This is a genomic window from Enterococcus dispar ATCC 51266, from assembly GCF_000406945.1.
Lineage (GTDB): Bacteria > Bacillota > Bacilli > Lactobacillales > Enterococcaceae > Enterococcus_C > Enterococcus_C dispar.
In genome coordinates this window covers 2688094-2699570 of record NZ_KE136354.1, presented here as the reverse complement: position 1 = coordinate 2699570, position 11477 = coordinate 2688094, and the positions used below count along the sequence as shown (strand labels likewise).

At 36.5% G+C, this 11477-nt stretch carries 12 protein-coding genes; 4 read left to right on the top strand and 8 right to left on the bottom strand.

Translation table 11 applies throughout. From position 1 onward, the window contains the following. Positions 1–324 precede the first annotated feature (324 nt). The 3 genes from RK01_RS12800 to RK01_RS12790 all read right to left on the bottom strand — a co-directional run bounded on the left by RK01_RS12800 (position 325) and on the right by RK01_RS12790 (position 3464). A complete protein-coding gene (locus RK01_RS12800) occupies positions 325–1284 on the bottom strand; it encodes a Gfo/Idh/MocA family protein (protein WP_211212166.1) in 960 nt (319 codons plus the stop codon). 716 nt (positions 1285–2000) lie between these two features. Continuing rightward, a complete protein-coding gene (locus RK01_RS12795) occupies positions 2001–2321 on the bottom strand; it encodes a DUF960 domain-containing protein (RefSeq protein WP_016173706.1) in 321 nt (106 codons plus the stop codon). Positions 2322–2861: 540 nt separating this feature from the next. After that, entirely contained in the window at positions 2862–3464 is a 603-nt protein-coding gene (locus tag RK01_RS12790) for a 50S ribosomal protein L25/general stress protein Ctc (RefSeq protein ID WP_016173705.1), read from the bottom strand. 308 nt (positions 3465–3772) lie between these two features. Here RK01_RS12790 and RK01_RS12785 point away from each other — a divergent pair, with 308 nt between their 5' ends. Genes RK01_RS12785 through udk form a run of 3 tightly spaced genes read left to right on the top strand, consistent with a single transcriptional unit; the run spans position 3773 to position 5897 of the window. Continuing rightward, the gene (locus tag RK01_RS12785) at positions 3773–4495 is read left to right on the top strand and encodes a 16S rRNA pseudouridine(516) synthase (RefSeq protein ID WP_016173704.1); all 723 of its coding nucleotides are present in this window, start codon (positions 3773–3775) and stop codon (positions 4493–4495) included. Between the two features lie 15 nt (positions 4496–4510). Beyond that, positions 4511–5215 carry a YjjG family noncanonical pyrimidine nucleotidase gene (locus RK01_RS12780; protein WP_016173703.1) on the top strand — a complete coding sequence of 235 codons (705 nt, stop codon included), beginning with the start codon at positions 4511–4513 and terminating at the stop codon, positions 5213–5215. Positions 5216–5273: 58 nt separating this feature from the next. Continuing rightward, positions 5274–5897: a uridine kinase gene (udk, locus tag RK01_RS12775; protein ID WP_016173702.1), complete on the top strand. Its 624-nt coding sequence runs from the start codon at positions 5274–5276 to the stop codon at positions 5895–5897. 152 nt (positions 5898–6049) lie between these two features. Here udk and RK01_RS12770 read toward each other — a convergent pair whose 3' ends face one another. The 5 genes from RK01_RS12770 to RK01_RS12750 form a co-directional block, all read right to left on the bottom strand. Further along, the gene (locus RK01_RS12770) at positions 6050–7438 is read right to left on the bottom strand and encodes an oxaloacetate decarboxylase subunit alpha (protein WP_016173701.1); all 1389 of its coding nucleotides are present in this window, start codon (positions 7436–7438) and stop codon (positions 6050–6052) included. Positions 7439–7460: 22 nt separating this feature from the next. Beyond that, the gene (locus tag RK01_RS12765; RefSeq protein WP_016173700.1) at positions 7461–7886 is read right to left on the bottom strand and encodes an acetyl-CoA carboxylase biotin carboxyl carrier protein subunit; all 426 of its coding nucleotides are present in this window, start codon (positions 7884–7886) and stop codon (positions 7461–7463) included. A gap of 14 nt (positions 7887–7900) precedes the next feature. Beyond that, positions 7901–8242 (bottom strand): hypothetical protein, encoded by a 342-nt coding sequence (locus tag RK01_RS12760; protein ID WP_016173699.1) that lies wholly within the window; start codon positions 8240–8242, stop codon positions 7901–7903. Between the two features lie 342 nt (positions 8243–8584). Continuing rightward, positions 8585–8848, bottom strand: a complete 264-nt coding sequence (locus RK01_RS12755; RefSeq protein ID WP_016173698.1) for a GlsB/YeaQ/YmgE family stress response membrane protein — start codon at positions 8846–8848, stop codon at positions 8585–8587. An 86-nt stretch (positions 8849–8934) separates the two neighbouring features. Then, positions 8935–9924 carry a helix-turn-helix domain-containing protein gene (locus tag RK01_RS12750; RefSeq protein WP_016173697.1) on the bottom strand — a complete coding sequence of 330 codons (990 nt, stop codon included), beginning with the start codon at positions 9922–9924 and terminating at the stop codon, positions 8935–8937. A gap of 261 nt (positions 9925–10185) precedes the next feature. On the opposite strand from RK01_RS12750, the gene RK01_RS12745 reads away from it, so the two are divergent. Then, complete coding sequence (locus RK01_RS12745) at positions 10186–11475, top strand: MATE family efflux transporter (RefSeq protein WP_016173696.1); 1290 nt, start codon at positions 10186–10188, stop codon at positions 11473–11475. Positions 11476–11477 lie beyond the last annotated feature (2 nt).

The following is an 11477-nucleotide window of genomic DNA, read 5'->3' as shown; positions in this document are numbered from 1 at the left end:
AAGATGGAATTTGAATAAATTGTTCTTCAAATTTCTTGAAATTTCAGCTTATTGTCGTCGAGAGTTCGTTTATGGAGCTAGATCAAAGAAAAGCGAAATGAACGTGGTTAGCTCTCAAGCAATAAGATGGAATTTGAATAAATTGTTCTTCAAATTTCTTGAAATTTCAGCTTATTGTCGTCGAGAGTTCGTTTATGGAGCTAGATCAAAGAAAAACTAGTGAATTTATTCTTGGTGAAAACCATATATTTCCTTTCCAGACAAAAAAACTCCGAATACGTTAAACAAAAATCCATTTGTTTAACATATTACGGAGTTTTTTTACTATTCATCTAACCATTTTTGATATTGATTTTCCACTAATGCAACAGTTTCAATTGTTAATGCTGGTGTCATAATCGGACTGGTTAACAAACCTTGTTTTAAGCATTCATTGACATGATCGACTTCAAAAGCAAATTCACTTATAAAAGGAATGTGTAGGTCTTCTCTTCCCTCATTGGTGCAAATAGACGCCACTTGTGTTTTCCAAAAATTAGGAATTTCGATTCGTCCCTTTGTACCATAAATTGTCATACCGTTATCAGTGCCGAATTCAGTCGTTATAAAAATATTAGCCAAAATAGTAGCACCAAATTTCAAGCTCAAATCACTTTGTTGATCAGATCTCCCTTTTGGCATCACAGCATTTCCTGTCACATTTTGATAATTTTCATCGGTAATGTAATGCATATAATGAAGTGGATAGCTACCAGATCCATGTAAGGTCCCTCCACCTGCCTCAAGGCTTGGAAACCATTTGACGTGTCCAATATTAGGGTAAGACGTAAGAGAACGCATCAACTTAACTTCACCAATTTTCCCAGTTGCAATTGCTTTTTTCACTGCTAAAGTAATCGGTAAGAAAACAGCTTTTTGCGCTTCCATCAAAAAGAGCTGTTTTTCTTTGGCTAATGTAAATAATTCTTTTGCATCAGCTGCAGACAAGGTAAATGGTTTTTCCAATAAAACTGGTTTGCCAGCTTCTAAAGCTTGTTTGGCGGTTTCAAAGTGGCCTTTATTGTAAGTCGCAATATAAATGATATCAATTGCAGGATCGGCAAACATCTCGGCATAACTGCCATAAGCTTTGGGAATATGAAGTTCAGTCGCAACTTTTTGTGCTTTAGCTAATTCCCGCGAAGCAATAGCGGCCACGCTTCCTTCTTTACTAGCACGAATTCCCGCTACAAAACGCGGAACGATTGATGCTGTACTAACAATACCATATGAAATTGTCATAATAGCTCCTTTCTAAACCTCTAATTTCAACTCAGATTTCCACAACACTTTACACAAGATTTCAAAACACAATTGCGCATTTTCTTCATAAATAAATATGCCATGCCAAATCTTCCCGTTAGTAAAAGGGCTATTCATTTTTATAATGACACTATAAAATATTTAAAAATAAAAAAGCCAACCCTTGTGATACACCCGTCGACTCTTTACAACTGTAATTAAAATTTAACAGAAAGAAAGTGAATTTACAAAAATCTCCTCTTCTTTAAAACAAAAAAAGAACAGCTTTAAAGGAAAAACCCTCAAAGCTGTTCTTTACCAGTACCAAAATTGGCAGAAGTTCGGTCGTCCACTACCTACTTCCAACACCCTGCAAATCCGGCAGTGAAGTCTCCTTCTGGTGTTGCTGTTTGACTCGACCAAACAAGTTGGTCTTATCGACTCATCGCATGTCCATTACTCTAACTGTAAAATCTGCTCTTGTCAATCTTTTCTTACTTCTAAAAAAATTATCTGAATAAATTTGTACCATGCAAACGCTACGGTAAAGTTAATGAGTTGAAATTTACACCTGAAAAGCTTCACGAACTCGTTTGGAAATCTAACTATTAATTCCTTAGTATAAGGGTCACATACTTAGGGAATATCATATACTTCCTTTGAATTCAAAAAAAACTCTCATTTGACTAAATGAGAGTTAAATAAACAGAATTCACATATCAATATTTCGTTTCACTTGGTAATAAGATAGTTTGTTGTTTGCCATCATCGTAAGCATAAACTTCTTGTGGCAACTCATAAGAAAATGGGAAAGGTAAATCAATGTCCATCTCAACTTCGCTGTTTTCTTGCGAGAAGTGCATGGTTACTTTTCCATCATGATTTAGTAATTCAAATGCGATTAAATTATTCAAAGGTACTACCCCTTTTAAATCAAGGTCGATAATGAACCAAATGCTGTCAATTAATTCTCCTGGCATACTGGAAACGACACCAACAGAAGCAAAGCGGCTGCGTTTTTTATCAAATACTTCAAACAAATTCAAAACCTCCTAAGGCTGTGTTCACTACGCTTATCTCTCTTTAAATAGCTTTGGCCATTTTTTTGGTAGGATAAACACCAGTTAATGATTCTATACCTATCATACTTTAAATAAGTAAGAATGCAAAAAAATTGCACTTATAAAAAGAAATTGTAAAAGCTTTTTTAAATTGGCATAGCACTAAAATTTCTTCCTATGCAGTAAGTGATGCAACGAGACAAAACGCCCCAAAACTAAACATGACTTTGCCGAATAGCTCGGATAAAATACTCAAAAACAACTTGGCACCCTATAATGAAAAATGAAATTGGAGATACACTTGGACATTCTATGTAAAAATGCTGTACCTAAAAAAATAAATAATAATTCTATGAAAAACAAAATCGCTCAGCTCTCAAGCAATAAGATGGAATTTTAGCTTATTGTCGTAGAGTATTCGTGAAACTAAATCCAAACAATCTTAGTAAGTGGGCTTTAGAAATCTATCATCCTTTTAACTAAAAAAAGCGCCGCATCAAGCGGCGCTTTAACTAAAAATTACTCCACGTCAGCTGGTTCAGCTGGTTCGTCTGTTGTTTCTTCCGCTTCTTCTGCTTGCGCTTCGTTAACGGCAACGATTTGTTCTTCAGCATCTGTTACAATGGTGAAATCAGCATCTTTTGGTAAATCAGCCACTGTTAAGGTATCACCAATTTCAAGGTCAGTAACATCCACTTCAATACGTTCTGGTAATTTGTCTGGTGTTGCGGAAACAAGCACGTTGTACAATGTTTGTGTCAATACGCCACCAGCTTTGACACCTGCAGCTTCGCCGACAAGTAATACTTCAGCTTCCACTTCAGTTTCTTCTGTCATATTTACTGACAAGAATTCAACGTGGGTTAATTTTTTAGTAAAAGTATCTGATTGTGTGCCACGGACTAATGTATTCACGTTTTTACCATCGATGCTTAATACGATAACGGCATTCGCACCATGTTCACGGTAAATTTTTTCAAGAGCGGCCGCATCAACTGCCACGGGTGTACTTTCAATTTGATAACCATTTACAACTGCCGGTACTTTTCCTTCGTGACGCAATTTGTTGCGTAGGGAACGGGGACGGATTGCTCTTTTTTCTACATTTAATTTTACTGCCATAACTAAATTCCTCCTAAATTTTGGCCGCACATGCGGTAATCTTTAAAAGCAAATTTGTTACTCAGCACATCAGTGTGGTACGTATAAAAATACGCAAAAGGACAGTCGTATGCACAACTGTCCTGTCAAAGTCGGTTAAAACTTTCTCCACCAGGTCGTAACGCTGTGTGTATGAGAAACTTTATTTACTTTACTATTTAACCTTAGGCCTTATTTAAATTTAAGTCAAGGAAAGTGCTGTTTTGCTGTGAAATTGTCTATTTTTCGCTATAATGGACAAGACTTTGCTATGGAATAAAGGAGTAATTATGCGTTTAGACAAATTAATTGAAGAGACGTTACACACGAGCCGCAAAGAGATGAAACGCCTTTTCTCAAAAGGGCAAGTGACTGTCGATGGCATAAAAGAAAATCAACAAAATCGAAATGTAGACAGTAATATTCACCACATTTCTGCTGCTGGGATAGAACTTTTCACCAATGAAGTCTATTATTTATTGGATAAACCAATTGGTGCAGTGACTGCCAACTCTGATTTGAAGTACCAAACTGTATTTGATTGCCTCGCTTTAAAAGATAATCAGCCTAATTTATATGCTGTCGGCCGCTTAGATCGCGATACGTCGGGGTTTTTACTTTTAACTAGTAATGGCCAGTTGGGTTATGATTTACTGCATCCCGTCAAAAAAGTGGCCAAAGTATACGAAGCGTGGATCAATGAAATCGTCACAGCAGAAGATATTGCCAAATTTCAAGAGGGAATCATCTTTTTAGACGGCACTCATTGTCAGCCTGCTATCTTAGAAATTCTATTGCTTGATGAACAAGTCGGACATAGTTTGGTTCGCCTTACTATCTGGGAAGGTAAATTTCATCAAGTGAAAAAGATGTTTTTGGCCTGTGGCAAAAAGGTGATTGCACTGCGTAGAATTGCAATGGGTCCTTTAAGGTTACCTGAAAATTCGCAACCGGGAAATTATCAAAAATTAACACAAACTCAATTAGCATTACTAAAACCATATTTTAGATAGAAAGAAGTTAAAAAAATGAATTATTCTACCCTGCTGTTTGATTTAGATGACACTTTATTAGACTTTAAAGCTGCCGAAGACCAAGCGTTACAAAAACTTTTCACTCATATGAATATGACACTGACGCCTGAAATTCAAAAACAATATAAAACCATGAATCACCAATTATGGCGAGATTATGAACAAGGTAAATTAACACGTTCAGAAGTAACCAATGGCCGGTTCCAAAAATTATTTGCCGCTTTGGGTAAAATCGTTGACGGACCAAAACTTGACCAGCAATATCGTCACTATTTAACACAAGGCCATCAACTATTAGGAAATAGCCACGCTATTATTGCAGATTTAGCCAATAAAGCGGATTTGTATATCGTGACTAACGGCGTCTCTGAAACGCAATACAAACGTTTAGAAGATGCCCAGTTGCTTCCATATTTTAAAGACATTTTTGTTTCTGAAGATACTGGCTACCAAAAACCAATGCCGGAATATTTTGATTACGTAGTTAATCGCATTCCTCATTTTGTTGCTCAAAAAGCTTTAGTTATTGGTGACTCTCTTACCTCTGATATTAAAGGAGCTAATAATGCTGGTTTAGATAGTGTCTGGCTCAATCCCAAAGCCAAACAACTCCTACCAGATGTCAAACCAACTTATGAAGTAAAAGTGTTAGAACAACTCTACCCTATTTTAGGTACTGCATTTACCGAAAAAGCATAGCATTTTCTGAAAAAATCTATATAATAGACCTAGTACAAAAAACGAAAGAGGTTTTCTCATGACAAAGAACAAGCCCATCATTATTGGTGTGACTGGTGGCTCTGGTAGTGGAAAAACGAGTGTTAGTCGGGCAATTTTCAATAATTTTCCTGATCACTCCATCATGATGCTGGAACAAGATTCTTATTACAAAGACCAAAGCAATTTAAGCTTTGAGGAACGTTTGAATACCAATTACGATCATCCTTTTGCTTTTGATACCGATCTTTTAATCGAACATATCAAAAAGTTAATGTGCTATGAAGCAATCGAAAAACCAGTTTATGATTATGTCGCCCATACACGCAGCAAAGTTACTCTGGTACAAGAACCAAAGGAAGTTATTATTTTAGAAGGAATTTTAATTTTAGAAGATGAACGCCTGCGGGATTTAATGGATATTAAAATCTATGTTGATACCGATGATGATATTCGGATTATTCGTCGTATTAAACGTGATATGGAAGAACGTGGTCGTACCCTTGATTCTGTGATTGAACAATATTTATCAGTGGTAAAACCAATGTATCATCAATTTATCGAACCTACAAAACGCTATGCTGATATTATTGTGCCAGAAGGTGGCGAAAATCATGTCGCTGTTGACTTGATTACAACCAAAGTGGCAAGTTATTTGTCTTAAAAAATCATCCAGTTTTTGATTAAGAGATGCCTTTTGGGGCATCTTTTTTCTGTCACTAAATTAAACTACCCCATTTGAAATTTTTTTAAACTCGAAAAAAAGATCAAACAGCATTAATGGTACTGTCTGATCTTTATCCCTTTATTTGCTTCTTAAATTTCTAACTTCACTGAAATTTTTTGAATCGGTACATCATAAAACGGATCTTCGCGGCGCCCTAAGAAATCTTTAGCCTGTTGTGGGAACACAGCATAACTCAATACATCCTCCATCGACTGTGCATATTTTTGTATTTGAGCTTCAAAGCCGGGCAGTTGTGGGGCCAGTAAGTCAGCTGGACGCACCGTAATTACTTTTTCATCGCCGATAATCTTCTCTTTAATTTTTTCATCAATTGCTACTGGTGGTTTGCCATATAGGCCTTTCACATAATCTTTAATCTCATTGGGAACAAGCTTGTAACGCTGGCCACTAATCACATTCATTAAAGCCTGTGTCCCTACCATTTGCGACAATGGTGTGACAAGTGGCGGATATCCTAAGTCAGCGCGTACTTTTGGTACTTCAGCTAATACTTCCTCATATTTATCTGAGAGCCCTTGTTCATTTAGCTGACTTAAGAGATTTGATAACATTCCTCCTGGAACTTTATACAGCAACGTTTTGGGCTCGACATCTTTTACTTTAGGATTCAATTTCCCTTCATTTCTAAAACGATCACGAACCGGATTAAAATGATCCGCAATTTTTTCTAGTTTTAATTGATCCAGTCCTGTTTCATATCCAAGTCCTGTTAACGCAATTGCTACTGATTCTGTCGCAGGTTGGCTCGTACCACCTGCAAAAGATGAAATAGCTGTATCAATAATATCGGCACCAGCCTCAGCAACTTTTAAATAAGTCATTTCTGCAATGCCGCTAGTAGCATGAACATGAACATCAACAGGTAAATCAACGGCTTCTTTAATCCGGCTAACCAGTTCAAAACCTGTTTGAGGCACAAGCACACCAGCCATATCTTTAATACAAATGGAATCAGCACCAAGTTCTGCCATCTCTTTTGCCAAATTGACAAAATAATCAACAGTGTGAAAATCACTAGTAGTATAAGAAATTGCGGTTTGACAATGTCCCCCTGCTTTTTTACATGCTTCTACTGAAGTGCGCAAATTGCGAGTATCATTTAAGGCATCAAAAATACGAACAATATCAATACCATTTTCCACAGATTTTTTGACAAATTCTGCTACCACATCATCGGCATAGTTTTTATACCCTAATAAATTTTGTCCCCGCAATAGCATTTGTAGTTTCGTATCTTTAATTTCTTTGCGAATCGCGCGTAACCTTTCCCATGGATCCTCGTTTAAAAAGCGCAAACAAGCATCAAACGTAGCACCGCCCCACATTTCTAAAGCGTAATAGCCGGCTTCATCCATCGTTTTTAAAATTGGCAACATATCGCTAGTAGGCATCCGTGTTGCAATCAGGCTTTGCTGCCCATCCCGCAATACGGTTTCCATAAATTTGATTTTTGACATTCAATCCCCTCCTGACTACTGGTTAGTTAAAGGCAATCAGGGGATCACCAGCATTTACAATTGCCCCTACTTGCACAAAAATCTCAGCAACTGTACCATCTTTTGGTGCCACAATCTCATTTTCCATCTTCATAGCTTCTAAAATCATCACGGGCTGATTGGCAATCACCGATTCTCCCGGATTGACTAACAATTTTAAAATGGTGCCAGGCATTGGTGCAGTGAGCGTTTCACTATCCACAGATGTCTTCACCTGATTTGGTTGCGGCGCAGATTCTGACTTTGGTGGATCTTGCGGAGCTAGCTCAGGTACCGCTGGTGTCGGTTGGGATGGTGCTGCAACAGCAGCAGGAGCCACTGGCGTTGATTGGGATGGTGAATTCCCAATTTCTTCCATTTCGACTAAATATTCTTTACCATCAATTGAAATTTTGAACTTCCGTAACATATAATCCCTCCATGCTATTTTCTTTGGTAAATTTTTTTAACGACAAATTCTGATTCTGGCTTCATTTCTGCCGCAATACTCGCGGCAATAACTGCAACTAGTTCTGCTTCTTGATTTTTTTTCATAATTTTCTTCACTATAAAAGAACTTTCTGGTTGATTATTGGCAGCAATACTCGTCGCAACCATACTTACTAGCGCGTTATTGCCATCATCATTGGAAATGTAAAAAGGAAGTTCTTCCCATTGTTCTTTTTGTATGACAGTTACTTCGGTGGCTGTTTTTTTTGAAGACGTTGTTTGTATGCCATTTTCTTTAGTTTTACCTTTGCCAAATAAACGGTTCCAAAATCCCATCAAATACCTCCTTGATAAAATTTTACAAAAAATTGGTTATTTTAAAGACTGTTATAAAAAATAATTGCTCTATTTATTTTAACATACACATCTGTAAAACGTTTACAATTCACCGTTATACTTTTTTAAAATGAAAAAAAGCTAAATGGGCTCCTGTTACATTAAGGAAAATTATACGAAATTACTCCTCAAACTTCTTATAATTGTGACTTTATGATGCTAAGAGGATGTTGGTGCAGCTAACTATCAACAAACTTAGCATAGCGAATTTTTTCCTTATGAAAATCATATACTCCCTTTACAACAAAAATACCACGCGCAAGGCGTGGGTTAGGATTGTTATTAATAAAAATCAAATTGACGAATTTTTTGTAAAAGATACGAACAGATGCTCAAACACATTAAGGAGCCAACTAAAGCTGGAATGACATAAAAGCCGCCGATTTTTGGACCCGTGGGACCTAACAAAATTCTACCTACCCAGCTACCTAAAAAACCAATGAGTATATATCCGAAAAAACCACTGCGAATGTCATTTCCGATAATCATGCCTGCGAGTAAACCTAAGATGCTCCCAACAATTAAAGACCAAAATAATTCCAGCATTTTGCCACCTACTTTCGTCATTTATCATTTATATTTTATCATTATTTATAAAAATATTATAATTATATGCAATAAAAATAGTAGGCTTAAACAATTTGTAAAGAAGAATTTTTCTTTCTCAATAAGTAATCATATCCATTAACAATATGAATATGCTTCCGGCTAAAACGTGCATACTTATCCACATATTCTTGACTTAATTTTTCTAATACAATCGCCTCAGGTAAAGGCATTTGGGGCAAAAAAAACTCCTCTAGACTATCGCCGCAAAAAAGCTGTAAACATAAATGATAACGATAAATATCTTGGATTGTAATCAAAGAAACTGCCGAAAGCTCATTTTCAATCTCCATCACTAGTTTTTCATAATTTTTTGGTAGCCAAATCTCCATGCCGAATAACTGTTGGATTAAAAATTGCCAACCGCGTTCATCTAAGTGATAGGGAATTTGGGGCGCACGACTATGTAAAATTTTTGTCTCCATTATGCTTATTTTAAAACCAAAGTCAGCTCGCCTTTGACTGATAGCACCCATGAAAGATAAGAGTTCGTCAGTTCCATTGTGCATGGCAACCATTTGCATCTTTTTTAACTGTAAAATCAAATAGCGTTTCTGACTTTCCAAACCCATTATACAGTTTTGAAAATTATCATCTAACCGCAAATTGAAATTTTGCCATAGTGGTTTTAATCCTTCTAAACGCCGCCAAATCGTTTTACGCGCTACATAATGTTGTTGCGATAGCTGGGTAATCGTCGCTAAGGGATCCGTTAATTTTTGCCACAATAATTGAAAGGTTAAACTCTCTGATAGCAATTGATACCAAAAGGCTCTTTCACAAAACTGCGGGGTTACTTGTAACTGTACGCCTCTTTTAATTGGAATAAAATCAATTCCGATTTTCTTCTTTCTTTCAATTTCTGACCACCATTCACATAAGCGCTGAATTTTTTTAGCCGTAAAATGAAATTCACTTTGTAACTTTTCGTAGGACACAACCTCTCCCCTGCGTCCTAACGAATAGATACGCCAAATTGTCTTTTCATCCCGTTCCAATAAGCATTGATACACCATTTTCCCGCCTCCTCTTCTTTTAACGTTACAAAAATTAGAGGGTAATTTTTTCCATATTTTTCTTGTAGTTCAACCTAATTTGAAAGAAACAAAATGAACCTTTGCTCATTATGATTGCCAAAAAATAGACGAGTTGTTAGAATAAGTTTATTCATATACATGCAAAATCGCCGGGTTTTGCCAACAAAAAATGTTGAGAGTAGCACTTTATCCCATAGGCCCTAGGAGGATAACGTACTACTCTTTTTTGGAGGATTTTTTATGAAAGAAATTAGAGGATACGTAGCGCGTAGTGTTTTAAGCACCTTTGGTTTATCCTTATATATTTTAGCGGACACTTTTTTTATTGCAAATGGTGTCGGTACTTTAGGTCTAGCGGCATTAAATATTGCATTACCTCTTTTTAATCTTTTGAATGCTTTGGGTTTACTTTTAGGGATGGGAGGCGCTACACTATTTGTTTTAAAAGGAGGCACCAGTTACTTTTCCGAATTACTCCTAACTGCTATTGGATTAGGATTATTCTTTACCTTAGTGGGTTTAACCGCTGCTGCTCCTTTAGCTGCTTTATTAGGGGCAAGTGCTGCCACACTAAATTTAACAACTACTTACTTGCGGTTTATTTTAGTGATGGCTCCTTTTTTCATTTGTAACAACTTCGTCTTGGCTTTTATTCGCAATGACAACAATCCCCAGCTTGCGATGAAAGCGATGCTTTTTTCTAGTCTTTTTAATATTGTTTTTGATTATATTTTCGTTTTTCCTATGAAAATGGGGATGGCGGGAGCTGCACTGGCTACTGTATTATCGCCTGTTTTAAGTTTACTAATTTTAAGTACCCATCGTAAAAAAAATAATCGCCGTTTAACTTGGCAATTTACTGCACCTCAATTTAAAACAATTAGCCGCAGCATCCAATTAGGCTTAGCATCTTTTTTGACCGAAATGAGTACGGGAATTAGTATTCTAGTCTTCAATCAAGTTTTACTTTTTCTAAGTGGCGATATCGCCGTTGCAGCTTATGGCGTTTTGGCAAATATTTTATTAGTCGGTCTAGCCTTATTTACAGGTGTTGCCCAAGGTGTACAACCGTTAATATCACAAGCGGCATCGAAAAAAGAAAGCAATAAAGTTTTTTATTATGTTCATTACGGCTTCAAAGTTAGTTTTGCATTGGCTTTGGTGCTTTATCTTATTGTGACAATTTTCAAAGCTCCAATTATTGGATTATTTAACAGTGAACATAGTACCGCCTTAGCAAAACTTGCAACGACCGGGTTGCCTATTTACTTTGTCGCACTTTTTGGTGCCTGCTTCAATATTATTTTTAGTATTTTCTTTGCCGCTGTAGGTTATGCAAAACAATCTTTTATTATCGCTTTATTGCGGGGTTATCTGCTAATTTTACCTTTTGTAATTTTACTGGGAAAAACTTTTGGACTGGCCGGCGTATGGGCAAGTTTACCTTTAAGCGAAGGTTTAACATTACTTATCGCTAGTTTCTTATTTATCCAATTAAAGAAATCTTACCGTAACGATGCTTTTTATTAAGC

Coding starts and splice junctions, on each gene's coding strand:
- RK01_RS12790 (WP_016173705.1), bottom strand. CDS start 3,464: ATGGCAGTAAAATTAAATGTAGAAAAAAGAGCAATCCGTCCCCGTTCC.
- RK01_RS12785 (WP_016173704.1), top strand. CDS start 3,773: ATGCGTTTAGACAAATTAATTGAAGAGACGTTACACACGAGCCGCAAA.
- RK01_RS12780 (WP_016173703.1), top strand. CDS start 4,511: ATGAATTATTCTACCCTGCTGTTTGATTTAGATGACACTTTATTAGAC.
- udk (WP_016173702.1), top strand. CDS start 5,274: ATGACAAAGAACAAGCCCATCATTATTGGTGTGACTGGTGGCTCTGGT.
- RK01_RS12770 (WP_016173701.1), bottom strand. CDS start 7,438: ATGTCAAAAATCAAATTTATGGAAACCGTATTGCGGGATGGGCAGCAA.
- RK01_RS12765 (WP_016173700.1), bottom strand. CDS start 7,886: ATGTTACGGAAGTTCAAAATTTCAATTGATGGTAAAGAATATTTAGTC.
- RK01_RS12760 (WP_016173699.1), bottom strand. CDS start 8,242: ATGGGATTTTGGAACCGTTTATTTGGCAAAGGTAAAACTAAAGAAAAT.
- RK01_RS12755 (WP_016173698.1), bottom strand. CDS start 8,848: ATGCTGGAATTATTTTGGTCTTTAATTGTTGGGAGCATCTTAGGTTTA.
- RK01_RS12750 (WP_016173697.1), bottom strand. CDS start 9,924: ATGGTGTATCAATGCTTATTGGAACGGGATGAAAAGACAATTTGGCGT.
- RK01_RS12745 (WP_016173696.1), top strand. CDS start 10,186: ATGAAAGAAATTAGAGGATACGTAGCGCGTAGTGTTTTAAGCACCTTT.